The 26,984-nt window shown below is 68.9% G+C and carries 32 protein-coding genes; 5 read left to right on the top strand and 27 right to left on the bottom strand.

What is annotated here, in order from left to right; genetic code table 11:
* Nucleotides 1-69 precede the first annotated feature (69 nt).
* The 5 genes from NDR87_RS26445 (at nt 70) to NDR87_RS26425 (ending at nt 5,295) form a co-directional block, all read left to right on the top strand.
* Nucleotides 70-918, top strand: coding sequence for a hypothetical protein (locus NDR87_RS26445; protein ID WP_251912904.1), 849 nt, complete (start codon nt 70-72; stop codon nt 916-918).
* 131 nt (nt 919-1,049) lie between these two features.
* Nucleotides 1,050-1,985: a glycosyltransferase gene (locus NDR87_RS26440; RefSeq protein ID WP_251912903.1), complete on the top strand. Its 936-nt coding sequence runs from the start codon at nt 1,050-1,052 to the stop codon at nt 1,983-1,985.
* The gene (locus tag NDR87_RS26435) at nt 1,982-3,598 is read left to right on the top strand and encodes a hypothetical protein (RefSeq protein ID WP_251912902.1); all 1,617 of its coding nucleotides are present in this window, start codon (nt 1,982-1,984) and stop codon (nt 3,596-3,598) included. Before NDR87_RS26440 ends, NDR87_RS26435 begins: the two co-directional genes overlap by 4 nt.
* Entirely contained in the window at nt 3,591-4,661 is a 1,071-nt protein-coding gene (locus NDR87_RS26430) for a glycosyltransferase (protein ID WP_251912901.1), read from the top strand. The genes NDR87_RS26435 and NDR87_RS26430 overlap by 8 nt, the downstream gene beginning before the upstream one ends.
* Before the next feature lie 13 nt (nt 4,662-4,674).
* On the top strand, nt 4,675-5,295 hold the full coding sequence (locus tag NDR87_RS26425; RefSeq protein WP_251912900.1) for a hypothetical protein: 621 nt from the start codon (nt 4,675-4,677) through the stop codon (nt 5,293-5,295).
* Here the strand turns inward: NDR87_RS26425 and NDR87_RS26420 are convergent, their stop codons facing one another.
* From NDR87_RS26420 to NDR87_RS26290, 27 genes are all read right to left on the bottom strand, one after another.
* Nucleotides 5,296-5,706: an HK97 gp10 family phage protein gene (locus NDR87_RS26420; protein ID WP_251912899.1), complete on the bottom strand. Its 411-nt coding sequence runs from the start codon at nt 5,704-5,706 to the stop codon at nt 5,296-5,298. It abuts the gene before it with no gap.
* A 1-nt stretch (nt 5,707) separates the two neighbouring features.
* Entirely contained in the window at nt 5,708-6,235 is a 528-nt protein-coding gene (locus tag NDR87_RS26415) for a hypothetical protein (protein WP_251912898.1), read from the bottom strand.
* Between the two features lie 4 nt (nt 6,236-6,239).
* On the bottom strand, nt 6,240-6,992 hold the full coding sequence (locus tag NDR87_RS26410) for a hypothetical protein (RefSeq protein WP_251912897.1): 753 nt from the start codon (nt 6,990-6,992) through the stop codon (nt 6,240-6,242).
* Complete coding sequence (locus NDR87_RS26405; protein ID WP_251912895.1) at nt 6,989-7,783, bottom strand: N-acetylmuramoyl-L-alanine amidase; 795 nt, start codon at nt 7,781-7,783, stop codon at nt 6,989-6,991. Before NDR87_RS26405 ends, NDR87_RS26410 begins: the two co-directional genes overlap by 4 nt.
* Before the next feature lie 45 nt (nt 7,784-7,828).
* Nucleotides 7,829-9,070 (bottom strand): SGNH/GDSL hydrolase family protein, encoded by a 1,242-nt coding sequence (locus tag NDR87_RS26400; protein ID WP_251912894.1) that lies wholly within the window; start codon nt 9,068-9,070, stop codon nt 7,829-7,831.
* Between the two features lie 3 nt (nt 9,071-9,073).
* Nucleotides 9,074-9,583 carry a hypothetical protein gene (locus NDR87_RS26395; protein WP_251912893.1) on the bottom strand — a complete coding sequence of 170 codons (510 nt, stop codon included), beginning with the start codon at nt 9,581-9,583 and terminating at the stop codon, nt 9,074-9,076.
* A 12-nt stretch (nt 9,584-9,595) separates the two neighbouring features.
* Nucleotides 9,596-10,030: a hypothetical protein gene (locus tag NDR87_RS26390; RefSeq protein WP_251941225.1), complete on the bottom strand. Its 435-nt coding sequence runs from the start codon at nt 10,028-10,030 to the stop codon at nt 9,596-9,598.
* Between the two features lie 26 nt (nt 10,031-10,056).
* On the bottom strand, nt 10,057-10,398 hold the full coding sequence (locus tag NDR87_RS26385; protein ID WP_251912891.1) for a hypothetical protein: 342 nt from the start codon (nt 10,396-10,398) through the stop codon (nt 10,057-10,059).
* Between the two features lie 36 nt (nt 10,399-10,434).
* The gene (locus NDR87_RS26380) at nt 10,435-10,647 is read right to left on the bottom strand and encodes a hypothetical protein (protein WP_251912890.1); all 213 of its coding nucleotides are present in this window, start codon (nt 10,645-10,647) and stop codon (nt 10,435-10,437) included.
* A gap of 5 nt (nt 10,648-10,652) precedes the next feature.
* Nucleotides 10,653-10,910, bottom strand: a complete 258-nt coding sequence (locus NDR87_RS26375; RefSeq protein WP_251912889.1) for a hypothetical protein — start codon at nt 10,908-10,910, stop codon at nt 10,653-10,655.
* 37 nt (nt 10,911-10,947) lie between these two features.
* On the bottom strand, nt 10,948-11,361 hold the full coding sequence (locus NDR87_RS26370; protein WP_251912888.1) for a hypothetical protein: 414 nt from the start codon (nt 11,359-11,361) through the stop codon (nt 10,948-10,950).
* Between the two features lie 130 nt (nt 11,362-11,491).
* The gene (locus NDR87_RS26365) at nt 11,492-11,716 is read right to left on the bottom strand and encodes a hypothetical protein (RefSeq protein ID WP_251912887.1); all 225 of its coding nucleotides are present in this window, start codon (nt 11,714-11,716) and stop codon (nt 11,492-11,494) included.
* 32 nt (nt 11,717-11,748) lie between these two features.
* Nucleotides 11,749-12,297: a hypothetical protein gene (locus NDR87_RS26360; protein WP_251912886.1), complete on the bottom strand. Its 549-nt coding sequence runs from the start codon at nt 12,295-12,297 to the stop codon at nt 11,749-11,751.
* 63 nt (nt 12,298-12,360) lie between these two features.
* Nucleotides 12,361-12,957, bottom strand: coding sequence for a hypothetical protein (locus NDR87_RS26355; RefSeq protein WP_251912885.1), 597 nt, complete (start codon nt 12,955-12,957; stop codon nt 12,361-12,363).
* Nucleotides 12,957-13,547, bottom strand: a complete 591-nt coding sequence (locus NDR87_RS26350; RefSeq protein WP_251912884.1) for a hypothetical protein — start codon at nt 13,545-13,547, stop codon at nt 12,957-12,959. The genes NDR87_RS26355 and NDR87_RS26350 overlap by 1 nt, the downstream gene beginning before the upstream one ends.
* Nucleotides 13,544-14,158 (bottom strand): hypothetical protein, encoded by a 615-nt coding sequence (locus NDR87_RS26345; protein WP_251912883.1) that lies wholly within the window; start codon nt 14,156-14,158, stop codon nt 13,544-13,546. The genes NDR87_RS26350 and NDR87_RS26345 overlap by 4 nt, the downstream gene beginning before the upstream one ends.
* Nucleotides 14,158-14,832, bottom strand: a complete 675-nt coding sequence (locus NDR87_RS26340) for a hypothetical protein (RefSeq protein WP_251912881.1) — start codon at nt 14,830-14,832, stop codon at nt 14,158-14,160. The genes NDR87_RS26345 and NDR87_RS26340 overlap by 1 nt, the downstream gene beginning before the upstream one ends.
* The gene (locus NDR87_RS26335) at nt 14,829-15,875 is read right to left on the bottom strand and encodes a hypothetical protein (protein ID WP_251912880.1); all 1,047 of its coding nucleotides are present in this window, start codon (nt 15,873-15,875) and stop codon (nt 14,829-14,831) included. The genes NDR87_RS26340 and NDR87_RS26335 overlap by 4 nt, the downstream gene beginning before the upstream one ends.
* Nucleotides 15,872-17,116, bottom strand: a complete 1,245-nt coding sequence (locus NDR87_RS26330; protein WP_251912879.1) for a sugar transferase — start codon at nt 17,114-17,116, stop codon at nt 15,872-15,874. The genes NDR87_RS26335 and NDR87_RS26330 overlap by 4 nt, the downstream gene beginning before the upstream one ends.
* A 13-nt stretch (nt 17,117-17,129) precedes the next feature.
* Complete coding sequence (locus NDR87_RS26325) at nt 17,130-23,246, bottom strand: hypothetical protein (protein WP_251912878.1); 6,117 nt, start codon at nt 23,244-23,246, stop codon at nt 17,130-17,132.
* A gap of 256 nt (nt 23,247-23,502) precedes the next feature.
* The gene (locus tag NDR87_RS26320) at nt 23,503-23,691 is read right to left on the bottom strand and encodes a hypothetical protein (protein WP_251912877.1); all 189 of its coding nucleotides are present in this window, start codon (nt 23,689-23,691) and stop codon (nt 23,503-23,505) included.
* An 11-nt stretch (nt 23,692-23,702) separates the two neighbouring features.
* The gene (locus NDR87_RS26315; RefSeq protein WP_251912876.1) at nt 23,703-24,149 is read right to left on the bottom strand and encodes a hypothetical protein; all 447 of its coding nucleotides are present in this window, start codon (nt 24,147-24,149) and stop codon (nt 23,703-23,705) included.
* 64 nt (nt 24,150-24,213) lie between these two features.
* Entirely contained in the window at nt 24,214-25,053 is an 840-nt protein-coding gene (locus tag NDR87_RS26310) for an SAM-dependent methyltransferase (protein ID WP_251912875.1), read from the bottom strand.
* A 14-nt stretch (nt 25,054-25,067) separates the two neighbouring features.
* A complete protein-coding gene (locus NDR87_RS26305; protein ID WP_251912873.1) occupies nt 25,068-25,391 on the bottom strand; it encodes a hypothetical protein in 324 nt (107 codons plus the stop codon).
* Nucleotides 25,388-25,963, bottom strand: a complete 576-nt coding sequence (locus NDR87_RS26300) for a hypothetical protein (RefSeq protein WP_251912872.1) — start codon at nt 25,961-25,963, stop codon at nt 25,388-25,390. Before NDR87_RS26300 ends, NDR87_RS26305 begins: the two co-directional genes overlap by 4 nt.
* A complete protein-coding gene (locus NDR87_RS26295) occupies nt 25,960-26,472 on the bottom strand; it encodes a hypothetical protein (RefSeq protein WP_251912871.1) in 513 nt (170 codons plus the stop codon). Before NDR87_RS26295 ends, NDR87_RS26300 begins: the two co-directional genes overlap by 4 nt.
* On the bottom strand, nt 26,469-26,849 hold the full coding sequence (locus NDR87_RS26290) for a hypothetical protein (RefSeq protein ID WP_251912870.1): 381 nt from the start codon (nt 26,847-26,849) through the stop codon (nt 26,469-26,471). Before NDR87_RS26290 ends, NDR87_RS26295 begins: the two co-directional genes overlap by 4 nt.
* Between the last annotated feature and the right edge of the window lie 135 nt (nt 26,850-26,984).

Genomic DNA, 26,984 nt, shown 5'->3' with positions numbered 1-26,984 from the left:
TCTCTACAGTCCGCGACCAGGGAAACGGCTGCCGGCACTCGCGCGCGAGTGAGCAGGAAGGCAAACGAAATGGCTGGTGCACAATTCTCGGTGGTCCGCGGCAAGTCCGCGCGATTCACCAAGGCCAACCGATGCGGGCGGCCGATCGAAGGGGAAGGCAACTACGCGGTCACCAAGGGATACGTCACCGCAACGCTCAACCCGGTTCTGAAAGATGCCGAGGACCTCGAGCAGCAGAACGCCGACGGCGAGATCTGCGCATCCGATCGCACCGCACCGGAGATCAAGTGGTTCGAAGTGCAGCTGGAGTTCTGCGAGGTCAACACCTGCATCTGGACCATGCTCGGCGGCTGGGCCCCGGTGATCGACTACGCAGGCAACCCAGTCGGTTTCGAGACCACCCGCAAGGTCGTCACCGACTCCGGCGTGGTGATGGAGCTGTGGACCGGCACCAGCTCCGCGGACGCCTGCACCACCCCCACCACCGACGACGTGTTCGGCCAGTCCGACGAGGCGACTGGAGACCAGTACGGGTACTTCCTGATCGGCGTGAAGGAATGGCAACTGTCCGGCGGCCTCGAAATCGGCCGCCAGGTATCCACCTTCACCCTGTCCGGGATCAGCTACGACATCCGCGGCTGGGGCCGCGGCCCCTACAACGTCGTCCCGATCGACTCCGACCTCACCCCGGGCCGCCTGCTCGCACCGGTCGGGTCGCTGGTGGACGGCATCAGCGATCTGCACGTCGAAACCACACCGATCGCCCCGCCGGCGCCCACCGACGGCTGCTGCACCCTGGCCGTCCAATCCATCTTCACCGCACCGAACTACTACTACTACGGCGGCCCCGGCAACGCGCCCGCCGCCGACATCGCCCCGGCCCAGCCGACCTGCAACTTCGTGCTGCCCGGCAGCTGATCCCTTTCCCGGCACCGCGCCGCCCTCGACCGCGTCGAGGGCGGCGCTGCGGCCTTCTCGGCCGCGCGGGGTGGTGCATGCCTGCGGCCTACCGTCCACGCCCAGGAAACGGCAGCACCGGAAGGGGCCTCATGCGCATCACATTCCTCGGGAACTTCACCGTCCCCTCCTCGAGCGAAACCCATCACGCGCTCAGCCTCGAACAGCTCGGCCACACGGTCACCCGCTTACAGGAAACTCGCGCCACCGCCCGCGAGATCGAAGCCCACGCCCTGAGCGGCGACCTGCTAGTTTGGATCCACACCCACGGTTGGCGCACCCCCGGCGACATCGGCGCGACTCTGCGCACCCTCCGAGACGCCGGCGTGAGGTCCGTGTCCTACCACCTCGACCGCTGGATGGGGCTGCAACGCCAAGCCGACATGCGGCCCGCCGATCCCTATTGGCAGCTCGACCACTTCTTCACCGTCGACCAGACCCAAGCCGATTGGCTCAACGCCCACACCAGCATGCGCGCCCATTACCTGCCCGCCGGCGTCTACGGCGCCGAGTGCTACCTGGCCCAGCCCCGCAACCGATTCGACGTCGCGTTCGTCGGCAGCCGCGGCTACCACCCCGAATATCCCTACCGGCCGCAGCTGATCGACTGGCTCGCCGACACCTACGGCAACCGGTTCCGGCATTATGGCGGCGGAGGCGCCTTCCCCTCGGTCCGCGGGGCGGATCTCAACGGCGTCTACGCCGACGCCCGCGTCGTCGTCGGCGACAGCCTGTGCCTCGACCCGCACTATCCCGGCCGGTACTGGTCGGACCGAATTTACGAAACCCTCGGCCGGGGAGGCTTTTTGATCCACCCCTGGCTGTCGGGCCTCGACGAGCATTTCACCGACCGCATGCACGTCGTGTTCTACGAGCACGGCAACTTCGAGGAACTGCGCGCGCTGATCGACCACTACCTGCGCCACGAGGACGAACGGGAAGCGATCCGGCTGGCCGGGCACGAGCTGGTCAAGGGCCACCACACCTACACGCATCGGTGGGCCGAGATCCTGCGGACGATCGCATGATCGCCGTGGTGCGACTGGAGCCGGGCGATCAGTGGGACCAGAACATGCTCGACCGGCTCCTGGCGGGCGAGCTCTACCCCCACAGCGTGCCGGTCGAGTACCGCGAACCGTGGCCGGACGCCGACGGCATCGTGCTAATTGTCCCGGGCCGGTATTGGCACGATCGCTGCGCCGAGATCACCGCCGAGATCACCCGATATCGGTGGGTGCTGGCCGTCCGCACCGGCGACGAGGAATCGCTGCTGGACATCAGCAAGATCGAGCACCCCAATCTGCGATGGTGGGTGCAGACCCCGCGCTGGCCGCGCGACCGCGCCGCCCACCGCCTTCTGCCGCTGGGCTATCCGCCGCACTTCAACGACCTCCCGGCGGTCACGCGCCCGGACAAGAACCTGCGGGTTTTCCTGTCCGCGCAGAACAGCCACCCGCGGCGACACGAGGCGTTCGAAGCGCTCGCCACGATCGACCGCGCCCGAATGCCCATGGTCGTCCGCGAGACCGGGGGATTCGCGCAGGGCATGCCCCCCGACGAGTACGCGTTCCTCATGGCCACCGCCCGGGTGGCGCCGGCCCCGGCCGGGGCGGTCTGCCCGGAATCGTTCCGCGTGTACGAGGCGCTCGAGTCCCACACCATTCCGATCGCGGACGACCTGTCGCCGGTGTACGACAGCCGCGGTTACTGGACGATGCTGTTCCCCGACACGCCGTTCCCCACCCTCACCCGCTACAGCGACCTGCCCGGCTACCTGGAGGACGCCCTGGCCGACTATCCGCGGCTGGCGAATCGGGTAGCGGCCTGGTGGATCGGGCGCAAACGCCGCCTCGCGGGATGGCTGCGCACCGACCTGGCGGCGTTGGGCGCCGACGTGCCGCCGCAGCGCTCGCTGATCACCGTGGTGATCTCGGTCAGCCCGATCCCCTCGCACCCCAGCAGCGACATTCTGGAAGCGACAATCGCATCGGTACGCGCGCAACTCCCCGACAGCGAGATCATCATTGCCTGCGACGGAGTTCGAGCCGAGCAGGAGCATCGCCGCCACGATTACGAGAAGTTCCTGCAACGCCTGTTGTGGATCGCCGATCACTTGTGGCACAACGTTTTTCCCTTGATTTTCGATAACCATCTTCATCAGGCCGAGTGCGCCCGGCAGGCTCTGGATCACCTCGATACGCCGTTGCTGCTGTTCGTCGAGCACGACACTCCCCTGATCGGTGAGATCCCCTGGACCGGCCTCAGTGACGCGATCATGTCAGGCGTCGCGAATGTTGTTCGGCTGCACCATGAATCGTCCATCCTCGAACCGCACAAGCATTTGATGCTCGACGACACCCCGCAGGACGTCAGCGGGGTGCCGATGATGCGCACTTTCCAGTGGAGCCAGCGCCCGCACCTGGCCTCGGCGTCGTGGTATCGCGGAATGCTCGATCGGGTCCGCCACCGGCAGGCCCGAACATTCGTGGAGGACATCGCCCACGGACTGCTCATCGAGGACGTCACGCGCGACAGGAGCCTGGGCTGGTACGGCTGGCGCACATGGATCTTCACCCCGCCCGGATCCATTCAACGCAGCTACCACACCGACGGCCGCAGCGAGGAGCCCAAATATGACTAGGGTCGGACTGATCGCCCGCGCCGACAACACCGGGCTCGGGGTGCAGACCTGGGAATTCCACCGCCACATGCGCCCCACCAAGACCCTCGTGGTGGCTCCCGCCAGCCGCGCGGGCCGGGCCGAGCACCCGATTTTCCCCGCCCGGTTCCCGGGCGCAACCATCGTCCGGGGAATCCCGAACACGCAGCACCTCGAGGATTTCCTCGACGGTGTGGACGTCGTTTTCACAGCCGAAACACCCTACAATTACACGCTTTTCAGCCTCGCGGCCGAGGTGGGCGTCCGGACGGTGCTGCAGTACAACTTCGAATTCCTGGACTACTTGCAGCGGCGGGACCTACCGCGCCCCGACGTCCTGGCCGATCCCGCGCGGTGGCACCGCAACGAGGTCGAAACGCACCGTCCCGATCTGCGCGTCGTCACGCTGCCGGTACCCATCGCCCTGGACCGGTTCACGCGCCGGTTCGAGCCCGCGCCGAGTGCCCGGCGATTCCTGCACATCGTCGGCCGCCCCGCGGTCCACGACCGCAACGGCACCGCGGACCTGCTGGCCGCGCTGACGCACGTGCGGTCGCAGATCACCGTGACCATTCGCTGCCAGGACCCGCTCTATCTCCCGAAACTGTTGCCGCGCTACCGGATTCCCGATCACGTGCACGTGGACGTGGCGTCCGGCGACCTGGAGAACTATTGGGACGCCTACAGCGGGCACGACGTGCTGGTGATGCCACGGCGATTCGGGGGCCTGTGCCTGCCCGCCCAGGAAGCCTTGGGCGCGGGCATGCCGGTCATCATGCCCGACATCGCCCCTAACGAACTGCTCTGCGACCGCGCCTGGCTGGTCCCGGCCACCAGAACCGGTGAGTTCCGAGCCCGCTCGATGATCGATCTGCACACCGTCGATCACCGCGCTCTGGCCGCACGAATCGACGAGTTCGCCAGCAACACAAACGTATTTGCGACGGCACGGGAAGCCGCACGCTGGCGTGGCCAACAACGATCCTGGGAGGCATTGAGTTCCGATTACGACCGGGTGTTCGATGGGCTGCTCGCCCCGGCCTGAAATCGCCTTCGGCGTGGTCGCTCACATCGCGCGCCGCCCGGCTGCCGAGCTGCTCGCCGAGCAGCTCGACGCCTACCTCTCTGTCGACGATGGCGCCCGCGGCGCTGTCGGCAATCACCGCCACGTGTGGGGCGTCCTCGTCGACGCCGCGACCGACTGGGTGTGCGTGGTCGAAGACGACGCCGAGCCGATACCGGAATTCCGCCAGCAGCTCGGCGCCGCGCTCGCGGTAACTCCAACGCCGGTGGTGAGCCTGTACCTCGGGACGTCGCGCCCGCCTTCAGTCCAGGCCCGCGTCCACACCGCGCTCGCGCGGGCCGACCGGATCGGCGCGATGTGGATCACGAGCCACCGCATGCTGCACGCGGTGGGAATCTGCCTGCGTGCGGAGTTGATCACCGATATGCTCACCCACACCCGCACGACGCCCGCGCGCGTACCTGCCGACACCCGGCTGGATCGGTGGTTGCGCGCTCGGCGGCTACAGGTCGCCTACTCGGTGCCGTCGCTGGTCGACCATCACGACGGGCCGACCCTGCTGCACCACTCCGACGGCCAGGCGCGGGACACACCGCGCCGCGCGTGGCGGGTCGGGCCACGTTCGATGTGGACTCCGCAGGCGGTGTCACTGTGATCAGCGGCTGCCCATTCGGCTGATCTCCTCGCGGGCCGCGTTCAGCAAGAACGGGCGCGCCCGAGTGCCGGGATGGTTGACGTAGCGGGCGAACACCGTCCGCCCGTCCACGGTAAATCGCAACGCTTTTCGGCCGCGGGGCCGGATCACGTGGGGGGAGGTTCCATCGTGAACCCATCGCGAATACTTGGCCCGTGCGGTGACGCCGCCGTGGACGTGGCCGGGGGTGAAGGTGATCGGGTCGGTGGCGATCATGCGCCGCAGGTTGCCGGTGTCGACCGGCGCTCGCTGGCTGGCGTTGTTGGTGATGCGTCGCGCCAGCCGCGCCACCGCACGGGTCAGGACCCCACCGGGGCCAGTGACCTGGTGGGCCAACTGCTGGCGGTCGATGCGGAAAACCCGAACGACCATGTCAGCCTGCCAGCTGGGCGTGGGCCCACTGGGTCCAGGCGATCACACCGCCCTCCGGGCCAAAGGGCTCCCCGGCGGCCAGCAGGGTGGACTGCGCCGCGTTCTCCCGCTCGGCGCACTGCATCGCCCGGCACAGAGCGGCGTCGACGCGGTGGGAGTCATCCAGCTGCACGAGCGCCTCGCGTTCGAGCTCGTCCCATGGCGGTTCGGCGGCGACGACCGCGCAGCGCATCACCCCGGCCTCGATCGTGATCGCGCGCGGTATCGCGCAACCCGAAATCTCGCCGGGCTCCTCGTTGGGTAGCGTCGCGGTCCGGAAGCGGCGCACGACCCGCACCCACAGCATCGGATCCGCGCAATCGCAGCTGGCGCTGTGCCCGGCCCATGCCGCCAGCGGCAGCGAGTCCCCGGCGAAGAACCGGACGTGCGGGCTGCCGCCGCCCAGCGGCGGAGTCGCGGAATTCTCGGAGAACGCCAGCCGCAAGCTTTCGACGACGAACCCGATCAGGGTGATCGCTCGATCGGCCACCGTGTCACCTCGCGGTCGGCGCGGCCTGCAGCCGCGCCGGGTTGATCGCGCGGATCCACAGGTCGATGGTGTCGATGCCGGTCAACCCGGCCCCGAACAGGTCGTTCGGGTCGATCATCTGCATCGAAACACCCTGCCGCGCAACGGTCTGTACCCGTTTGGGCAGTCGGCACTTGCCGCCGGAACAGGCGTTGAAGAACTCGAGTGCGAGCTGACCGACGTGGGTCTGAGCGCCCGGCGGCGGCGGGTAGCCGCGCTGATAGGCGACACTCCAGGTTCCCGGCTCCCCGAGCGGTGCGCGCAGGTTCTGCCTCGGCCACTGCGCACCCCCCGTACGGTACAAGTAGTCGCCCTCGAGGGCCCATTCGGTGTCGGCGAGAGCCCCACCCGCGATGGTGACCGCATCAACGGTCCGGACCGGGCCGGGCAGGTGGACGACGGCCATACCGGTACGGCTGCATCGGTCCGGGCAACCGCAGGAGATGTTGCGCCAGGCCCCGCCCTCCCACACGGGAAACCACCCCGGGGACCCGTAGTAGCCGGAGGAGCCGGGCCCGATCGGCACGTAGCCGAGCAGCGGGTCAGCGTCCGGGATCGGGCACGGCCGCGCGAGGACCGGGCAGACCCCGAACTGGCGGCCGGTCAACGCCCAGAGCACGAACACTGCGCAGTCGGCCGCGTACTGCATGCGCTGTTTGTCGATCGGGCTGCACAGCTCGGGCCAGCAACTGCGGTCGATCGGCCACTGGCAGCTCACCGCGGCGCCTTGAAGCCCGGGATCTCGAGTTCTTCGCCGATGCGTGCCACGGCTTCGACCAGGGTGCGGTCGCCGAGCATCGCCCATCGGGTCGGTTCGCCGCCGCGGTCGCGGCTGCCCGGTCCCAGCAGCTGGTCGAGGACGAGTCCGTTGTAGCGGTCGATGTATGCGAGCAGCGTGCGCACGGTCACGGATTTGTTGGCCCAGTTGGTGATCTGGTCGTCGAGCCATGACATGCCGGTGCCTCCTGGTGTGCGGTCGATGAGGGCTTGGACGTCGGCACGGAACGCGTCCATGTCGATCCCGGCCGGGTCGATCTTTCCCTCGCTGCTGTACTCGCGGTGAGCGACGCAGTTATTCGCGCCACGGCCGATGCGCCGCAGGATCGCGGCACACCCACGCTTGTAGGCGTCCAACTGCGCTGGTGTCCAATCGGTTCCGTCGCCGCGGGAGACGGCTTCGATGCCGATGGTGTGGTAGTTGGCGTTGTTGGTGGGCCACCCCGGCCATTCGCCGCGTCCGGCGTGCCAGCACACGCCGGCGGCGATGATCCGGTATGTGCCGTCTTTCTCCAGGACCAGTTGGGCGAGCGGGCCGGGCAGGTCGGGACGGCCGTCCTGCACGATGCGCCAATCGTTCGGGCCGCCGCCGGCGGTGTGGTGGCACAGCACGCCCCGGATGTCGCGGAAGTCGCCGTGACCGCGGTCGCGCCACCCGTCGTGCTCGATCACCCGTAATCCGTCGGCACGCAGCACCTCCGCCAGCCACGTCGGATCTCCCGTCCAGCTCATAACTCCGGACGGTACGGAGGGGGCGTGCACGCCGACGCCCGCCGATCAGGCGGGCAGGACGGCCAGCAGCGCGTCGCGCAGAGCGATGTTTCCCAGCCAGGACGGGTGGATCGAATCCGGGGTGTACTGGTCGACGAGATTCTGCGCGGTGGTGCCGCGGGTGGCGCCGTCCCAGTCGATCACCTCGGAGCAGAACGTCGGTTGCTGGCTGATCCACTCGTTGAACGACAACCGGACCGAGTCGCCGGTCGCGCCGCGCGCCAGGTTGGTGGCCAGGTAGAACTTCGGCGACAGACCGAGGGTGGTCTGGATGTAGTTGACGATCGTGGTGACGTCGGCCTGCATGTTCGCCAAGGTTCGTGAGGCTTGGTTCCAGTCGTTGGAGCCCGCCGACAGGATGACCTCGTCGACGGGGTGGGCGGTGATGTCGCGGCGGGTCCACAGGTAATTGGTCGCGGGTGTGGTGGCGAAGTGGACGTACCCGACCCCGGCCAGGCTCAGATTGACGATGATCCGGTTGGTGCGCGCGGCCCACATCTCGACGGCGTTGCGCCACAACGACGTCGACGACAACGCCGCATTGCTGCCGGTGATGCCCTCGCTGATCGAGTCACCCACCACCACGCACACCTTTTTCCTTGTGGCGCAGTCGTATTCGATCACCCAATCGAACGGGATGTACTGCTGGGTGGCCCCGCTGCCCGCGACGGTCGGATCGGTGCCGGATGTCGAATTCGTCCAGTGCCAGCCGCGGCCCGCGCCGGTTTGCAGTGAGGTCAGCGAGGCGAAGGTGTAGCCGATGCCCACCAGGAACTCGGTGCCCGCGGTGAACAGATCCGTGGACGCGAACCCGGTAGCGACCGACACCCACGGCGAGGTGTACCAGCTCGTGGTGCCGGGGATGGTTTGGTCGGTGCTGACAATCGTTGTCGCGGTCGAGGATTGGAAATCACCGGTCTCAAGCCACGTCCCCGACGTCGCCCGCGCGTGCCTGCCGACGACCAGCTTTTTCAAGGTGGCGCTCGTCTTGGATCCGGCGGTGTATTCCTGGTTGCGCAGCTTGATCCGCCAGCGGGTCACATCGACAGGCAGCTTCACCACGAACCGGTAGCTCCCCGCGGTGGCCGCCGACAGTGTGGTGGCGACCGTCCCGCCTAAGCCGCCGTTGCTGTGGGTCAGCGTCATCGACCGTTTGGGGGTGTAGAGCTGCTGGTCGTAGAGGGTGTCGGTGTCGGCCAGTTCGCGGACGACGCCGCTGGACATAACCAGCGGCAGCTTCGACGCCACGGGTCAGGCCAGCACGATCGGCGTTCCAGCGTCGAAATTCAACGCTGTTGCCGCGGTGGCGAAACCGACTCGCTGCACCACGTTACCGGCCCCCGACGGCGCGGTGGCCGTCGCGGCACCCGGGGTGGATGCGGACAAATACTGCGGGCCCGGCGTCAGCGAGGACACCTGCGTATTGCTGCCCTCGAAGTAGACGGTGGCCGACGCGCCGTTGGAGACCGCGGCCAGCACAAACCCATGCGCTTCCTTCCCGGCGGTGGAGGCGTCGGCCTTGCGAACCTTGGCGCCCGAGGAGTTCCACACATTCACCATGTCGCCCGCGCTGAGGGCCTCGCTGGCGGTGATGGTCGCGGTATCGGCGCCGAGACCAACCGGCATCATCGAGTTGTCAAGGCGACCACTGGAATCCAGCGCGGGGATCTTGCCCGCGTCCCCGGCCCCGGCCGAGGCCTGAACGGCCGCCTTCTCGGTGATGGTGCCCGCATTGTTGTACAGATACTTGTCGCCGGCCATGTGGTGCTTCTCCTAGGTGAGTGCGATGCTCGGTGTGCGGTGGACGAACAGGGTGGTCGCCGCGGTGGCGGCGGCGAGCTGCGCCAGGAACACGGCGGGGTCGCTGGGCACCGACTGGGTGAGCGCGCCAGCGGCGCCCAGAAAGATCGGTCCGGGAGTCCACGCCCAGGACGGGTCGGTCATCTCGCCGAACATCACGACCTGCACGGGATCACCGGCCAGCGCGGCGTTGGCGGTGATGCCGATCGGCAGGGTGAGGTGCGTCGGGTCGTCACAGCTGGCGTAGAGGTAGGTGCCGTCCGGTCGCCGGACCACGGCCCGATGTCCGGACAGCACCGAACCGGCTGCGCCGGTGACGATTACTGCCTCGCCGCCGCTGCCGGGCGGGCCTGGAGGCCCCGGGGGTCCGGCCAGCCCGGGTGGGCCCGGCGGCCCTGGGATGGGCACGTACAGTCCCGGCTCGCATGTCGGCATCAGCAGCAGCCGCCTCGGTGGTGCACGCGGCCGGACAACCAGGTGTAGGGGTCGACGCCCGGGTGCTCGAGGTGGATCGACGCGACCGCGTCGCGCGGGATCTGCCTGGCGTCGTCCGGGGGTATGTGAAAGGTCAGGTATTCCCCGACGATGGTGCCGGCGATGGTCGCCGACCAGTCCCAGGGATGCGCCAGGCGCAGGGTCGCGGTGGTGTCGCCGGGCCAGCCGCCGCAGCGGCGGAAGGACAGATTGATCGGGTCGCCGCACACCACGTTGACGCGCAGTTCGCCGGGCGCGTTCCCGGACCCGGTGACCAGCGGTGTGCAGCACGACTCGGCCATACCGCGCACCGTAGGGGTGGGGCGTGCACGCCCTGCTCAGGCGGCCCGGCGCAGCCGCCACCACGCATCGACCGCGTCTGTCGGTTTCTCGCAGTCCGGGCACAGTGTGGCGTGGCCGAGATCAAGGACGCCGGTGGGCAGCAGCGCGATCACCGGGAAGCCGATGCGGCTGGGAAGCTGGCAGTTCGCGCACCACAGGCCGGGCTCGGGTGTCCCGACGTGCGGCACGACGAGCAGTTCGACAACCATGGTGCTCAGCCCTGGTCGACGCGCGGCGGCCAGTTCCAATGGCCGGGTGTCGGCTGCTCGGCGAACGGCACTTCCTGGGCGAAGTGCATCCCGGTCGGGGTGAGCACCGCCAGGCTGGCATGTGGACACCCCTCCCGCTTCAGCGCTGGGTCGCAGCCCTTCACCTCGGTGACGATCGCAGCACGGGATTCCGGCAGATATTCGCCGCCGGGAGTGCCGTGGCTTTGGTAGTGAACGATGCGGCCGATGGAGGGAGTAGGCATGCGCGGCACGCTACGAGCCGAGCATGCAGCGTGGTCGCTATCGGTCGAGCATCCACCTCAGATCGCCGCGCTGGCGACCGCTCTGAGTTCTCTCGCACACGATGTGGCGGCCCTCGTCGTCGATCCAGCGCGCGCCCTCGTCGAGGCAGGGATCTCCGGGCGACACTCGGTTGTGCGGGTCGACGGGAATGGCACCGGGGACTGGCCACCATACGAAGGCGTCGGTGTGGGAGACCTGCACGCAGTGGGCGGTGCGGCCGTCGGAGGTTCGAGCGGTGGTGCCGGAGGCTGCGGTCTCGGGTCGGCAGTAGTCGCCGAATCGGACCGTGGGCGGAGGCGGTGGCTGCGGCCCGGCCGAGCCGGTGTCGAAGGGGCCGGCGACCGCGGCGGGGCTGGCGCTGATAATCAATGCGGCGGCCAAGGCCGCGAGCCGAACTGTACGCGTGAGCATGAGATCCCTTGTGCGAGGTCGGGCGAACGGACCCCCGACCGAACGCGCTCATCCTCCCACGGCGGATACACATTGGGGGTGCGGAATCGAAAACTGGTGCCGCCCAGGGGAAGTGCGGACGGCACCAGTTTTAGCGGCCAAGCCCGGCCAGCTGGGCCTGCAACGACCGGAATCCGGCCATTTCCTCCTGCGCGGAGAAGCCGGTGACCCTGTGCTGTCCGGGCTCGGGGCGGTACAGGTCGCGGCGCATCGCCTCGAGTTCCTTTTTGTCCATGCCCTCTTCGAGCATCGCTTCGACGACGTCGAGCAGGCTGTGCAGATCCAATTGCCGGAGCGGGTGGGTGATGCCGGCCAAGACGAGGCGGGCGCGGATCCGTCGCCAGTTCCTCAGCGTGATCGCGCAGAGGATGACGACGGCCCGGTAGGGCGGCCGGTGCCCATGGTGGTGAGTGCCTTCAGCAGCTGGTCGTAGAAGCCTTCGTCGATTTCGCCGGCGTAGGTCCATTCCCGGATGTCGTCGATGGACTTCGCGGAGACGTGGCGGTGCATGAAGTCCTGGAAGTCGCCGCGGGTGACGCCGTGTTCGCCGAAGCCGAAGACACCGAGGTAGCGGATCGCGGCGGCCGGTGGCTGTTTCACCTGAATCTGTTTGTCTTGCACCTCGATCAGTTGATGCGGCCATACCGGCTCGGGTGGCTCGGCCGCCGCCACGTCAGTGCCGGTGCTGTCGATGACCGTCGGTGCGGTGTGCCGCCGCTCGAGTTCGGCGCGTCGGGCTTTCAGCCTCAGCTCCTGCAGCTTGAGCTCCTGCAGCTCGAGGCTCTCCCAGGGGCCGTCGTCCGTATCAGGTTCGGGGTCGGGTGCGGTCTGTCCTGCGAGCGTGGCGGCGTCAGCGTCGTGGTCGAAATCGGTGGTGCCTTCCGGTGGTTCGAACATCGCCGGTTTCCCCTTTCGGTTGGATGTGCGGCGACGGTAGGGGGCGGGCGTGCACAGCGACGGCTACGCGATGACGGGATAGGCGAAGATGTCCAGGCGGGTGTCGCCGGTTTCGATTCTGTTCTCGGCCTCGTTGACAAACGATGCGCTCGGGTTGGGTGACCACGAATCGCGGACGACGTAAACGGCGACGCGGACTTTCAACGTTTGGCCGGGGGCTAGGACGACGTCGGGGCCGATCGGGGTGGTCGTGGTGCCTTGCCGGTGTTCCCAGATGCCGAAGATGGCGCTGGATTGGTAGAGGCCGAGGTCGAGGCCGCCGCCGTGGCGGCTGGTTTGCATGGTGACGGGCGGGTCGGCCGGCGCGGTGCCGAAGGCCCATCCGCGGCGTTGTTCGACGGCGAACCGTTTGTTCGCGGTGGTGATGACCTGGCTGGCGCCGCGGGTGCACAGTCCGTAGGCGTGCTGGCTGATCGGGCTGGTGTTGGTCCAGGCGATCTGCAGGGTGTGGGAGAGCACCTCGGCGGTGTCGGTGAGCGGGTCGACGATCGTGCCGGTCGCGCTGCCGGTCTGGACGTGACGCCATTGCAACCAGGTGTGCGGGGAGATGGCGCCGTCGGTGACGTCGAAGGCGTTCGGATCGATGCAGGGATTGGTCATCAGATCACCTCGAGCAGGGGTGCGCAGAGCAGGCGCAGCCGCACCCAGCGGGCGTGGGCCTGATGCAAGGGGCTGGTGCCGCCGCGCCATTCGCCGGGGGTGGTGAGCAGGCACTGATAGCGGACATGCACGGTTTCGCCGGCGGCGACGGCGCCGATGTTCTCGAGGCTGGTCCAGTCGTCCCAGTCGTTGAACAGCCGCGAGTAGATGGTCTGGTTGAGCTGGGACGGGGTGGTCTTGACGCGGGCGCCGATGCCCGCGCCGACGGCGGAGGGTAGGGCGGCGCGGGGGGAGGTGCCGATGTCCCAGGACACCGCGTCGTCGAGGACGACGGTGTTCGGGTTGCTGGTGACGATGCTGCGGGGAGCGCGGTGGACCCCGAGGTGGCAGTTCTGCCAAGCGCCGGTGGTGTTGGTCCAGATCAGGTCGGTATCGATCAGCGGGACGGCGTCGGGGGCGTTGTTGATCTGGCCGTCGCGGGCACTGGTGGCGTAGCGGGAGGCCGCGACCCGGGGTAGCCAGGCCTCGGCGAGGTCGGTTCCGCGCAGGTTGGAGATCATCCATTCAGAGGTGCAGATTCGCAGGCTCATCGCAGTGCCTCGTCCTGGAGGGGGGCCGCGAACAGCTGCAGCCGGGTCGAACGCGCGTACGCCTCGTGCACGGGCTGGTTCGCGCTGGCGTTGTTGGACCACGGCGGCGGTGTCCACACGTAGCAGCGGTAGGCGATGGTGATGGTGGATCCGGCCGGCAGTGGGTCGTCGAACCAGGTATCGGAGCTGGTCGTATCCGCGTGCAGGTAGATGCGGCCGTAGTAGGGTTGGGCGGTGGTGTCGACTCCGAGATCGGCCGCGGTGCCGAATTGGCTGTTGAGGACGCGGGAGGGGTCGGGGGTGCGGGGCGCTTCGTCGATGCCGACCTCCCAGGCGTCGCGCATCTGCACGGCGTTGGGGTTGCTGCTGACGATGCTGCGGTGGGCGCGGGTGACTCGCAGCATCATTTGCGAGGGCAGCGGGGAGTTCGATACCCACGAGACGCTGGTGTTGATCATGAGTTTGCCGGGCAGCCGGGTGTTGCGCGTCAGGGCGCCGTCGCCGGTGCTGGTGCCGGTCACATCGGCGACGAGCCGGAATACCGACCACGGTTCGACGCCCAATTTGCCTGCGGTGAGGTCGAGGTTTCGGGACACGCATACGTCTGCCATCACTTCACTTCCACGGGTAGCCGGATCAGCGACAGCGAGGTCACCGAGTTCGGGTCGGGGCTGCTCGGACCGAAGTTGCGGGTGGTGCCGCCGGAGTACGCCTGGCAGGTGAGGACTTGCCCGGCGTTGAAGGGGAACGTATCCGAGGTGTATTCCGACTGCCACCAGGTCTCGGTGTTGTGCGGGTTGAATTCCTGAGTCATCACGGCGGTGCCGTCGACGGTCACGATGGCCTTGGTGGTCGTCTGGCCGTTGGTTTCCCACATGAGGCGAAATAGCACGAGGTAGATGCCGTCGGTGGGGATGATGATGGTCGACGCGGGGGCGGTGATGTTCCAGTCGCCGGTTTGGTGCACCACGGCGTTCCAGGAGATCGGGGTGACGGTGTTGGCCGCCGCGGACTGGAGCAGGTTGCGCACCAGCTTCACGAACGGCAGCCCGCTGTCGGCGACCTTGTCGGGATCCTCGGTGGATTCGGGCTTCTTCGCGAGCACTACCGAGCCGCCGTCGACGTGGCTGGCGATCAGGCTGCCGGTGCCTTCCTGCGTCGACAGCACCCAGTCCCCTGCCCGCAGCGAGGTCGGGTGCTCGACGTTGTCGACCCGCTGCTGGATGTCGCGCGCCCATTCCTGGTCCGAACGGGGCGGGGTCTTCTTCTCGGTCGTGCCGGTCACAGGATTCCTCCGATCCCGGGGTCGAGTTCGATCGGTTCGGTGACGGTGTCGACGGTGACCCGCACGTCGCGGTTGGTGCCGGTCCACGCGATCTCGACCGATTTGAGCCGCATCAGCGCCGCCATATCGGCGGCGTACACCGCGAAGACGCTGCCGGGCACCAGGTCGGCGGTGGTGAGAGGGGCGTTCGGGTGCAGGCTGGCGCCGGGTGGGACCTCGAGGAGGTCACGCAGGGCGCCGACTTCCCGCAGGTATTGGCGGGCCGCGGCGGTGATGTTCGCGACGCCGGACATGTTGTCGAGGCTGATCAGCGCCTGCAGGTGCAGCCCGGCCATGTCGACGGTTTCGGTGTGGGCCCAGTTCTTGCCCTGCACCCGGACGTCGCAGGTGCTGCGTTTGCCGGAACGGACGCGACGCAGGCTGGTCATGAAGTCGCAGTCCTGCAGTTGCGCGACAGGCGCGGTGTCGAGGGTGCCGAGGATGGGGCGGCCGGAGACGACGGTCCAATCCAGGCCGATGCGGACCAGTTCGTCCATGACGGCGTTGAGCATGCGGGAGTTGGCGGTGACGGCGAAGTCGAACCGCTCGACCAGGTCGGTGGGCGGCAGCACGGTCGGGTCGACGTCGACGCGGTGCAGCTCGAGCATGGCTTGCCAGAGGGTGGCGGCGATCGGTGCGGGGTCCAGGCGCTGCCATTGCCGTGTCGTGGGCACTCGCGTGTACCACAGGAACGCGGCGACGTCGCGGGCCTCGATCCGGGTCGAGCCCGTCGCGAGGTCGGTGCTGGCTTCCTGGACGGGGCCTGACCAGACCGGGGTGCCGTCTTCCCAGATGTCGATCCAATGCAGCCATGGGACCAGGGCACCGGCGTCGATGTCGCTGGTGGTGATTTCGCAGCGGGATACTTCGTTGCGTTCGCGTGACCAGGTGACGTCAGTGGTTCGGTCGCACGGGATGTGGCCGATCGGGCGGCCGTCGACGGTGCGCACCCAGATTGCGAGCTGGTCGCCGTTGACCACGCCGTTGAGCGTCGGGGCGGTCATGCGGGTCGCCCGATGGTGTCGACGCTCACCGTGTAGGTGATGCCGGGTTCGGATTGGGCGATCAGTTCCCAGCAGCCGGGCCGGAGCAGGGTGCCGTGCCAGGGTGCGCCGGAGGGGGTGGCGACGATGCCGCGTTGGCGCACCCGCTGCCCGGACACCAGGCCGTAGCTGCGGCCCTCGACTGAGTCGGCGACGACGGTCTGCCCGGCTGGGAGTCCGGTGATCTGCAGCTGCCCGGTCTCGTCGCAGATGTCGGTGGATCCGCAAGGGCGCCACCAGAACCGGACGGTGGTGTCGCTGACAGTTCCGGCGGTGACCTGGATGCTGGCGGCGACCAGGTCGCAGTCGGCGACGTCGGTGAGATCGAGTTGCCAGGTGCGAGTGTCGATTTCGCAGACGGGCAGGCAGCCGCCACAGACCGGGATCGGCGCGGGGCGGGTGTCGATGGTCTGGGGTGGGCACTGGGTGGACAGCAGCACCGGCAGCTCGCAGGTCGCGTCGACGCAGTCGGGAGCGTGGGCCCATTCGATGGTGTGTACGTCCTGGGTGTCCCAGGTGACCGGGTGCGTCGTGGCGGCGGTCCATGGATAGGGGTCGAGTGCGACCAGCTCGAATTCGACGCGGAACATGCTGGCCTGCTGGTGGTTGCCGATCGGCAGACCAGCGACCTCACGCACGACTGCCGGCTGGGTTAGCACCACCTGCCGCATGCTGCGTTCCAGCCCGTCCGCAGTGAACTGTTCGGGATGGGCGTCGAGGTAGCGCAGGATCTGCGGTGCGCGGGCGGCGCGCAGCTGGCAGTTCAACCAGCGCAGCCCGTGCCGCGCGCCGCGGTGGGTGCATCCCCACACCAGCGCGGAAAACGACAGGGTGCGGTAGGAGTCGCGATGGACACTGGCGACGCCGCCGGAGCACACCGCGTCGGAAATATCGCGGCTGACCGGGATCCCGTCGAACCCGTCGGCGGACATGACCCAGACGCCGAGGAATTCGCGGGAGGTGTCGGTGCCGTCGTACCAGGGCGCGGTGGTGATGTCGGTGTAGGGCGGGTCGGCAAGATATGCGCGCAGTCCCGGCCAGGAGTCGTCGCGGCCCACCGCGAGGTTGCGGCACGGTGCGCAGGCCTCGGCGGCGAATCCTTCGGTGTCGGTGGCGGGCAGGCCCGCCGGGTCGGCGAGGGCCACCACGCGGGAGCTGTTGGCGATCTCGCGGTCGCCGAGGGCGAGCCAGCCTCGGAACACGGGTCACCTCCTCCTATTTCGGCATCAGCGCGAGCAGCCGGTCGGCGACGCGGTCGGCGTCGCGCTCCCCGCCGCGCATGTAGATCGGGGCATGGACGGTGGTGGTGTGGCGGCTGGGGGCCTCCAGCATGTCGGCGATGCGTGCAAGCCGGTCGTAGGAATTGGTCTCCTGCGGGTCGAGCACTCGTTCGCGCAGCGACGTCGCCTTCACCATCAACCCCTTCCCGACACCGACGCCGCCGGAGTCGAACGAGTCGATCGCGGCGCCGGCGCCGATGGCGAGGGTGGACACGAACACCGCGGCCAAGCCGGCGAGCGCGGCGCCGATGACCGCGCCGATCGCCGCGCCGATCGCGGTGCCGATCCCGGGGATGATCGATCCGATCGCCGCGCCGATCGCGGTGGCGGCCAGCTGGATCATTGCGCCCAGGATCGCGGTCATGATGGGGATGACCACCGACACGATCAGGTACCGCAGCACCGCTTTGATCAGTTCGCGGTTGATGCGGTTCTGCTCGGACAGCACCAGATCCCGGCTGCTCTCGTTGCGTTGCATCAGCACCGCGGTGTCGGAAACCAGGGCGCCGGCCTCTTCGAGGGCCTGGAAGAGGTCCTTGCGGAAGTCGGTGATCTCGTCGAGGGTGTTGATCAGCACGTCGCGGATCTGGATCTCGACCCCGGTGAGCCGGACGATCATGTCGACGAGCGGGCCGCCGGAGATGTCGCGGCCCAGCACGCCGCGGGATTTGTCGACCTTCGAAGGTTTCTGTGCCAGTGCGGCTTTCGCGATATCGGTCGCGACCGACATGAACGCCTGCTTGGCGGTGTCGGCCACCTGGACCACGGCCTGACTGATCGCGCTGGCCGCGTCGAACGCCGAGCCAGGCGCTCCGAACGGCGGGGCAGCGCCACCGCCTCCGCCGACGTCGATATTCTCCACCGCGCGGGTGGTGCGGTCGGTGCCCGCGACGACATCGCTGAATCCCGCCTTCAGCCAGGTCTGCACGACCTGGATCGCCGCGTCCACCGCCGATTGCATGATGGGAGCGAGCACCCCGCCGGTGAGACGGTTGGCGATCTCGTTGAGCTGGGCGCGGAGCTGCTCGGTTTGTTCCTGCGTCACCAGTTCTTGCGAGGACGCGTTGCGCTGCAGCAGTGCGTTCGTGTCCGACAGCAGTCGGCCCTGCTCGTCGAAGCGCTGCTGTTCGATGGCGAATTCGGCGGCAGCTTGAATGCGTTGCTGCTCGGCCTGCTCGGCCGTCTGCTGAGCGACGGGCACCACCCACGCCTTGAGCGTGTCGCCGATCACGGTGGCCAGCCCCTCGCCGAACGCACCCACCGCAGCGGTGGCCGCTGCCGCGGCAGCCTCGGCCATGCTCGGCGCGGCCGGCGACGCAGGCGCGGCCGACGGCGGGGGCGAGCCAGCGGAGACGTCGGGGGCGGCCGGGGGTGCGGCGCCGAGAACGCCGCGGGCGGCGTCCCAGTTGACCACCGCGACCGGAACCGCGCCGATCCCGCCGACCAGGCCCTCGACAATGCCGCCGTTCTGAAAGCGCGGTACCGCTCGGTTCATCGACAGCAGCAGCGGTCCGAAAGCTTTGGCCGCGCGCCGGTTCATGATGATTTCCTGCGGTTCCAGCAGGGCGGGCACGATGTCGCCGGACCCGATGCCCGGGACCAGGCCGCCGCGCTGGTACCCGCCAGGCCGGTCATAGGCCGCCGACAGCGATCCGTAGCGGGCCAGCGCGTACCGCATCGAGGATGAGACGTTCGCGGCCGGATCGATGCTCACCCCGTACAGATACGGTCCCTTGTCGAACGCCGGATCCTTATAGGCGTCGTAGGTCGGGCGAATCACCTGCATGAGACCGACGGACGGTGTCCCGTTCTGCGCGTTGACATCCCAGAGGTTCACCGCGTCGGTGCGCCCGCCGGACTCCTGCTGCATGCGTCGCAGCGTGCTGTTGGTCAGCGACAGCGGCAGCCGGTAGTGGCCGAGCAGATCGCGTACGAGGTCGCGGAACATCTCCACGTTCCCGCCGGGCGGCACGTCCTGGCGTTTGTCGTCTTCGGTGTCGGCGTGGCCGGTGAGGAACTCGCGCATTCGCTGGCGGAAGTTGTCGAACACCGCGCGCGGCAGCGCACCGAATGCTCCGCCGAACGCCGGGATCGCGTCGGCGATACCGGACAACATCGAGTCGAACACGTCGGCGACGCGGTCGCGAATCGAGCCGAACAACCGCGACGCTGTTTCCCGGAGCACGCCACCCACGCCGCCGGGCTTGTCCCCCGAGTTGTCGGGCGGGTGGTCCATCGCCCAGTGCACGTGTGAGCGGTGCTGGTCGTTGGTGGGCTGCCCGAAGTCGAAGGGAGCGCCGTTGTCGATGTTCTGCCAGCCGTCCAGGGGCCAGTGGATCAGCTCCAGGGATTCGGGCCCATAGTTCTCGAAAATCCAGCGCGCCAACGCTTTCATCTGCGCGGAGGGCACCTCGGCCGTTGCGAAGTCGCCGGCCATATTGCGACCGTGGAAATCCGGGGCGCCCGGGCGCAAGCCTGAAGTCCATTGCATGGCGGGGAATCGCTCGGAGATCAGCCGCCACATCGTCGAGGGAATCACGCCGCCGGAGGCGAAGCCGAAGAACCGGCGCACCCCGCTCACGCCGCCGGTGCGGGCGGCGGCGTTCATCGCGTCCCAGCGTCCGGAGCCGAGCGCGCGCACGACCTCGGGGCGAGCGATACCTTCGCCACCCGACAGCGCGAGCGCCATCCGTCCGTCGGTCGAGATGAATCGGTGGGGGTCGCGGCCGGGGGTGTAGCCGGGCAGGATGCCGCCGCGGTGGAACGGCACTGGGATGGGCGCGATCTCGTCGACACCGGGCAGAAACCGCGCGACCGCGTTCCACGCCTTCAGCAGGCCGTTGTTCCAGATCGTTTCGATGACGAACCTGACCGGTGCTTTCGCGATCTCCTGCAGCCGCGCCCAGATCTCGCCGATGCCGCGCACACCGGTGTCGAACCAGCCCTGCACGGTGACGATCGCGTCGCCGAGCGCCTTGAACACGGTGCCGACGATCCAGTCCTTGATGCCGGTGAGCGTCTCGCTAAGCCCGTTCCAGCCGGTAGTGACGGCGTTCAAGACGGTGTCGACGATTCCGTTCCACCAGTGGAAGGCGTCTGCGAGGAATTGCAGGTTCTGGCCGAGCTGGTCGGTCATCTGCTGGAAGATCGGCAGGACCAGCGGGATGATGACGTTTTGCACCAGCCAGGTGAAGGCGTCGATCGCCCGGATGATGAATGGGCTCAGCTGCACCAGCACGTCGATGAGCGGCGGCAGGATCTCGGCGGCCAGGCGCGCCAGCTCCGGCAGCAGCGGCACGACCGCGATCACGAGGGCGGCGAACGATTTCACCAGATCGGGCACGACGGGGGCGATCTGTGTCAGGGCGTCGGCGAGGGCGAGGCCGATCGTGGCAGCTACCGCGGCCAGAATCGGGGCGAGCTGTTCGATCACCGGGCGCATCTGTTCGGCGAACGCCGCGATCACCGGGGCCAGGGCGTTGGCGACGTCGGTGAGCGCGGGCGCCAGCGCCTGGATCACCGTCGATAGGTTCTCGGCGATCAGCGGGATCAGCGGGGCGACGGCGTTCAGCACCGCAGCGAACGCCTCGCCGAGCGGCCCGATCGATGGTGCGAGCGCGTCGATGGCACCGATCAGGGCTTGACCGATCGTGACCGCGATCTGCGACAGCGGCTCGATCAACGGTTCGAGAGCACCGAACAACGATTTCAGCAGCTCGATCAGCACCGGAAGGATCGGTTCCACGCCTTGGGCGAGAGCCGAGATGAACTCGCCCAGGCTCGGCAGCACCTCGGCCAGTGAGCGGGCGAAGACGCCGCCGAGGCTGCCCAGCGCGGGCGAGATCGCGACCAGCGTCTGCCCTAGGGAGTCGAACAGCGGTGCCAGCGCGGGCAGGACCTGGGCGGCCAGCTGCGAGAACGAGAGCACCAGGTCCGCCAGCAGCGGTCCCGCGCCCTGCAGCGCCTGGGCGAACCCGTCGAGGACCTGGCCGAGCAGGCCGCTGTCGGCGATCTGGGCGAACGCGGCCCCGAGCGCGCTGGCCACGCTGCCGAACGCGGCACCGATCTGTTGCGCGAACGGTTGCGCGGCCTGCACCATCGCCGCCAATCCGGACAGGAAACCGTCGCTGCCGTCGCGCATTCCGCGCAGCAGCTCCGCGGTCGAGGCGAAGACGGCGTCCAGCGCGGCGAGGCCTTCGCCGCTGCTGAGGAAGTCGGCGAATCCGCGCGCTCCCAGATTCAGCTCGGTGGCGACCGCGCCCATCCCGGTTTGTAAGCTGGGCAGCACCGCGTCGGCGAGCTGGCGCAGCGTGTCCGCGCCGCCCTCGAACAGGTTGTCCTGCACCGATTTACGCACCGCGTCCCACGCGGGAGCCAGCGCCTGGGCGGCGGTGACGAACGCCGCAGCGTTCGGAGCCAGCTTCGCCAGCGCCTGGGCGAGTTTCTCCGCGGACGGGGTGGCCGCGTTCTGGGCGTCGGTGACCGCTTGCTGAGCCTTGGCCACCTGGGCGTTGGCGCGGTTGACCGCGTCCTGCGCGGCGGCGACGCGATCGTTGGCGGCGGCGGCCCGGTCCTTGGCCGCGACGACGCGTGCGTTGCCGTCGAGTCCTTTGGCTTCGGCTTCGGCCGCCTCGGCGGCGACATCGCGGCCGTTTTCGAGGGCTTGGTCGTAGCGCAGCTGGGCGCGCTCGAGCCGCACCAGCGCCTCTTCACGTTTCTCCGGGTCGCTGGCCTTGTTCAGGTCGCGCTGGGCCTGGCGCACCGCGAGCGCGGCTTCTTTCTGGTCGATCACCGAGCCGCGCAGCTTGAATTGGAGATCTTCGAGGTCCTCGCCGGCCTGCTTGTAGGCGTCGCCGATATCGCGGGCGGCGTCTTCGGCGTCGCGCTGCGCACTGGTCAGCGACCGCTGCGCCGACTGGGCGCCGTCGAGCGCCGACGCGAGCTGATCTTGGGCGGCGGCAACGGCTTTCGCGTGCGCCTCGGCTTCGGCCGGACCGGCTTCGCTGGCCGCGGCGACCGCGTCGAACGCGTCCTTCATGCCCTGCAGGCCGACCACGACCGTGCCGATCCCGGCGCCGAACGCGGGCCCGAGCGCCGCGCCGGCCACCGCCAGGCCGCCGATCGCGCCGCCCGCGAGGCCGGCCGCGCCGCCGATCGCGGCGAGCGCGGCGGTCACCGCGCCGAGCTTGGTCGCGGTGGCGGCGACCGACCCGATCTCCCCGCCCAACCGCGCGAACGAGGCACGCGACGCTTCGGCCTGCACCCGCAGCCGGTCGGTATCGCCGCCGCCGACCGGCCCGGCGGACGGACCGGGCGCGCGGGCCGCGGCAGCGGCGCGGTGTTCGGCCTGCGCCAGCCGCGCGGTCGCCTCGGTCGCGCGGTCGATCAACCGCGTGCTTTCCCGGCGGGCCTCGAGGACCTTGAGCTCGGCCTTTTCCACCCGCAGCGCGGCAGCCTCCCGCAGCGACCCGTCCGGGTCGTTGCCGTCACCGAGGGCGTCAAGTTCGGCGCGCGCCTTGGCGACCGCGGCTGCGGCCTCCCGCTGCGCGATCGCGTTGCGCCGTACCGCGAGGTCGATGTCCGCGAGCTGGGAGGTCGCGCGTTTGCGGGCCGCGACCAACGCGTTCTCCGCGGCCACCGAGTCGCGCTGGGCGCGCTGTAACTCTCGTTCGGCCGCCGCGGTATCGGTGATGACCGCCCGCGCGGCGGCTGTGGACCCGCGGTCGACTTCGACGCGGATCTGCTGGTGGATCGGCGGTGTCGCCGCCTGCACCTGGCGACGCATCGCGGCCACGTCGCCGAGCGCACCGGAGGTGTCCGCGTCGACCGGCACCGTGATCGGCGTCTTGTCGGCGACCTTCTGCGCGTCCTGGGTGGCGCGAGCGGTGTCGGCGCGCAGGTCGGCCAGCTCGAAATGAACCTGCAGTCCGTTACGGGCCAGGTCACGCTGCACGTCGCGCATCGCGCCCACGACCGCTCGCTGCAGCTCCCGCTCGAACCGAGACGCATCACCGTCGATCTCGAGGCGCACGCTGCCGACCGGTGCTGTCATGGGGCCGGACCGTACGGAGCAGGCGTGCACGCCCCGGCCGACCGACGGGCTCGGCTACAGCTCGGCTACCGGCTGGGCTGCCCGGACATGGGACGAGCCCCGCCTGCGGGGGTGGGGTTCAGGCGAGGCTCGGGATCGGGGATCGAAGGTCACCCGATCTTGGGGGGCTCCCTCAGGCTAATCCTGGGCGCCCGCCTCCGGGTGGGTAATCGCCAGATTTGTCTCGGGCGCTTCGCAGGGTGTCCGCGGCGAAAGTTCACCCGGCGTCCGGCGGGTCGCCGTAGCTGGGCGGCTCGTCCGCGATCGCTGCCGCCGCCAGTTCGTCGGCGGCTCGCATCAGCGTGATCACTGCCGGATGATCCGAACCCACCAGGGTGGCAACCTTTTCGGTGAGGGCCTGGATGTCGTTGCGCAGCTCGCGCGATGTACCCGTGTCGGGATTCATGGGTTCGGCTCCTATCCTCGCGACGCGCATTTGCTGGGGGGAATGTCGACCGATCGGGACCGGTCACTGAAGGTGAACGGGTGCCCCTGCATACTGCCCCAGATCTCCACTACCGCGCGCCACGACCCGGCGTAGCACGGGCCCGACACTTCGTAGCGGGCCTCGCGAGCGGGAATGGTGTGGTTCGGTGGCGTCGCCGCCGCCACCTCCCACCGGGCACCGCCGGCGGGCCGGAACTCCAGCTTCAGCACCGCGATGTGTTCCTCGGGCGGGACGGTGCACTGGGCCACGCCGCGGGCGAGGACTTGTGGTGGCAGCACAGTGGGACGGGTCCAGGTGAATTCGAACCCACAGGATTTCTCGGCCGCACGGGCGGACCCGGCCCCGGCGGTCATGATGCCGGTCGCGAGGAACGCCGCCGCAGCGGCGCCGATCGTGGCGCGTCGTAACGATGCCATCTCTATCTCCCCTTTTTTCATTGCAGGGCAACGGATTCCCTGCGTCTATATCCCTGCCGCGCCCTCATGAGGGAACGGCGCGCATCTTCTGTCCGATCGCGGCGTAGGCACAGATGTCGGAATCCGGGTGCTGGAGCGCGGTTTTGCGGTCTTCGGGCCACCATCGGTGCGGCGCGACGACACCGGGGGTGAGCAGTTCCAGTCCGGTGAAGTACCGCGCGAACGCCTCGCGCCCGCGCGGTGTGACTGGCAGCCCCTCGCTGCTGCAGGCCGCGACGAGGCCGTCCACGACGTGGGGGTTGAAGTCCGCGGTGAGGTGGGTCATGACCAGGAACGAGCCCGGCGCCAACGCCGCCACCAGCTCCCGCACGGCCTTCTCAGCCACCGCGTCGTCGGTGACGTGGTGCAGGACCGCGTTCAGCGATAACGCGATTGGTTCGCGCAGATTCAGCGGCCCCGCCGTGCGCAGGTGGTCCAGCAGCGCGGCCGGGTCCCTCACATCGGCATCGACCCAGACGACCGGCCCGCCGTCGGGGGCGCTGGTCATCAGCGCGCGCCCGTGGGCGAGCACGATCGGGTCACGGTCGACATACACCACGCGGCTGGCGGGCCGGATCGCCTGCGCGATCTGGTGTAGATTCGTGCCCTGCGGCAGGCCCGCGCCGATATCGAGGAACTGCTCGACTCCGACCTCGCGGGCGAGCCAGCGGGTGGTGTGGCGCATGAAATTCCGGTTCACCAGCGCCGCCACCCCCGCGGTGGGCAAATGCTGCAGGATCAGCTCGCCCAACTTGCGATCGGCGTCGAAGCAGTCCTTGCCGCCCAGCAGATACCCGTACACCCGGGCGCTCTGCGGAGTCGTCATCAAGCCCTCGAACGCCTCGTCGGTCAATTTGCCGCCCACTCGCGCCCCTTCTCTCACCGTGTCCGGCCGCTGTCGGGGACGATTTCGCCGTGGTCGACCAGCCACGTGTAGGCGTTGGCCTTGCGGCTGCACCAGTCCCGGCTGCAGCCGGCGTGCAACTGCATCGCCTGGTGCGCGGCCGGTGACGAGGCGATCGCGCCGGTCGCGCCCTCGTGATCCAGCCGCAGCCGGATCGCATACACCCCGGTCCGGGGCTGTGGTTCCGGTGGCGGTTCATCCAGCGGGATCGTCCGATGCGCGGCGTAGAACAGCACGCACATCGTCGACCCCAGTCCGAGGACCAGCAACAACGATCCGATATCGGCGATACCGATCACGACCGGTCACCCCCGCAGGGTGGGCGCTCGGCCTTCAGCTGCTCGAACATCTCGACCGCGGCCGGGTCGCCGAGTGCCTCGGCGCGGTGCTGGTAGTAGGCGAACCGGCCCCAGTAGCCGTCCGCTTCTACCGGCGGAGGCGGACCCTCAGCCCGCAGCGCGGCAGCGCGGTCCGGGGCGTGCTGGTCGCTGTGGTGCAGATCCGCGTAGTACGCGACTTGCGGACTCGGTTCCTCGCTCGGTTCATCACCGGCCACGACGTCGGAGCGCGGCAGCTGCGATACCCAGCGCTCGGCTTCGGCCTTCGCTTCCTCGACCCCCGCGGCGGGCCCGTGGCGCATCAGCACCCCGTCCGGGCCGCCGATGCGCCACGAGCAAGTAGTACGAGTGTCGGCCTTCACCCGCAACCGCAGCTCCCCCACGGGTTTCACTAGCGACCATTCGCGCTCGTCGCCGTCCAGTTCCCAGCCGCCGGTGGCGTGCTCGGGACGCACCGGCCCGAACGGTTCCGCCACCGCGCGGGCCCGCAACTCACCGAGCGCCTCGCCCATCGCGTCACCGCCGGTGTTCATCGCGGCCTCCGTTCGAATGCTGCGGCGACCGTGGCGATCTCCGACAACCGCGGCAGATACGCCGGCACCAGCAGCGGGCGCGCCCACCAGAACGGAAGATCGCATGCGCCGACCGGCAGCCGGACCCGGCTGCCGTAGACCGCGATCGTGATGCCGAGCCGTTTCAGCGCGCCCCGCTGATCGGCGGTCACCGCGTCCGGGAACACGAGGATGTGGGTGTGCGGCTGCCGCGCGTACTCGATCGTCGGCACACACAGCTCGGCGAACACTTCGCGGGCGATGCCCGTCGGCATGCACACCGCGCTGGTACTCGCCGACACCGGCATCTCCACCCACGGCACGCCCGCCGTGTCGGGCACCACCTCGGCCGGAATTCGATACGTCTCCCGATACAGCTGGCATTGGGCGAGCGCCGCTTCCTGAGCAATCCTCGGCCGGTCCTCGGCCGCAGCCTCGCGCGCGGTCGCGGCGGCCAGCTCGCCGGGGGGCATGTACGGCGAGCCCATCACCGCCGCCTCCCGTCCTGGTCGGCCGCGTCGTCGGTGAAGAACACCCCGCGCATCAACACCCGTGGCGGCCGGGTCCCCATCACCGCGTTCATGATTCGCAGCACCCCGGCGATCCCCCCGACATGATCGGCGCTCGGCATGAACACTGCGGTCGCCTGCACTTCGACGATCCGGCGCAACACCTCCCCCAACGCGGGCGGTAGCGTGTCCGCGCCGTGCTCGAACCGAACGACCTCCGGCGCCTCGGCGAAGCCGTAACGCGCAGCCGCCGAACAGATCTCGCTTTCCCGTTCGCCCGCTTCCTGATTTGGCACCAGCGCCGTGTTCATCACGGCGAGCGCGACCGGAGCGGTGGATGGTGTCGTGGGTTGTTTCATCGTGCTTCCCCTTTGTCGTGAAGTGACAGGGCTCCCGCTGCCGGGGCGTCGCCGACCGGCCGTGACTGGGGATTCGCCGTTCGAGAGGTGGGTCGGGGGCTGGCTCGCGTCGGGAGCTGGGAGGACGCTAAATCC

It is taken from the genome of Nocardia sp. CDC159, assembly GCF_023740735.1.
Taxonomy (GTDB): domain Bacteria; phylum Actinomycetota; class Actinomycetes; order Mycobacteriales; family Mycobacteriaceae; genus Nocardia; species Nocardia pulmonis.
Note: the sequence above shows the minus strand (reverse complement) of the source record. Positions and strands in the feature narration are given on the sequence as shown.

Bases quoted from the DNA above. Each gene is read 5' to 3' on its own strand.
- NDR87_RS26445 (WP_251912904.1), top strand. From the start codon at position 70: ATGGCTGGTGCACAATTCTCGGTGGTCCGCGGCAAGTCCGCGCGATTC.
- NDR87_RS26385 (WP_251912891.1), bottom strand. From the start codon at position 10,398: ATGGCCGAGTCGTGCTGCACACCGCTGGTCACCGGGTCCGGGAACGCG.
- NDR87_RS26315 (WP_251912876.1), bottom strand. From the start codon at position 24,149: ATGGCATCGTTACGACGCGCCACGATCGGCGCCGCTGCGGCGGCGTTC.
- NDR87_RS26355 (WP_251912885.1), bottom strand. From the start codon at position 12,957: ATGACCAATCCCTGCATCGATCCGAACGCCTTCGACGTCACCGACGGC.
- NDR87_RS26360 (WP_251912886.1), bottom strand. From the start codon at position 12,297: ATGTTCGAACCACCGGAAGGCACCACCGATTTCGACCACGACGCTGAC.
- NDR87_RS26405 (WP_251912895.1), bottom strand. From the start codon at position 7,783: ATGAGCTGGACGGGAGATCCGACGTGGCTGGCGGAGGTGCTGCGTGCC.
- NDR87_RS26350 (WP_251912884.1), bottom strand. From the start codon at position 13,547: ATGAGCCTGCGAATCTGCACCTCTGAATGGATGATCTCCAACCTGCGC.
- NDR87_RS26435 (WP_251912902.1), top strand. From the start codon at position 1,982: ATGATCGCCGTGGTGCGACTGGAGCCGGGCGATCAGTGGGACCAGAAC.
- NDR87_RS26345 (WP_251912883.1), bottom strand. From the start codon at position 14,158: ATGGCAGACGTATGCGTGTCCCGAAACCTCGACCTCACCGCAGGCAAA.
- NDR87_RS26370 (WP_251912888.1), bottom strand. From the start codon at position 11,361: ATGCTCACGCGTACAGTTCGGCTCGCGGCCTTGGCCGCCGCATTGATT.
- NDR87_RS26300 (WP_251912872.1), bottom strand. From the start codon at position 25,963: ATGAACACCGGCGGTGACGCGATGGGCGAGGCGCTCGGTGAGTTGCGG.
- NDR87_RS26430 (WP_251912901.1), top strand. From the start codon at position 3,591: ATGACTAGGGTCGGACTGATCGCCCGCGCCGACAACACCGGGCTCGGG.
- NDR87_RS26325 (WP_251912878.1), bottom strand. From the start codon at position 23,246: ATGACAGCACCGGTCGGCAGCGTGCGCCTCGAGATCGACGGTGATGCG.
- NDR87_RS26375 (WP_251912889.1), bottom strand. From the start codon at position 10,910: ATGCCTACTCCCTCCATCGGCCGCATCGTTCACTACCAAAGCCACGGC.
- NDR87_RS26395 (WP_251912893.1), bottom strand. From the start codon at position 9,583: ATGGCCGGCGACAAGTATCTGTACAACAATGCGGGCACCATCACCGAG.
- NDR87_RS26420 (WP_251912899.1), bottom strand. From the start codon at position 5,706: ATGGTCGTTCGGGTTTTCCGCATCGACCGCCAGCAGTTGGCCCACCAG.
- NDR87_RS26440 (WP_251912903.1), top strand. From the start codon at position 1,050: ATGCGCATCACATTCCTCGGGAACTTCACCGTCCCCTCCTCGAGCGAA.
- NDR87_RS26335 (WP_251912880.1), bottom strand. From the start codon at position 15,875: ATGACCGCCCCGACGCTCAACGGCGTGGTCAACGGCGACCAGCTCGCA.
- NDR87_RS26320 (WP_251912877.1), bottom strand. From the start codon at position 23,691: ATGAATCCCGACACGGGTACATCGCGCGAGCTGCGCAACGACATCCAG.
- NDR87_RS26290 (WP_251912870.1), bottom strand. From the start codon at position 26,849: ATGAAACAACCCACGACACCATCCACCGCTCCGGTCGCGCTCGCCGTG.
- NDR87_RS26380 (WP_251912890.1), bottom strand. From the start codon at position 10,647: ATGGTTGTCGAACTGCTCGTCGTGCCGCACGTCGGGACACCCGAGCCC.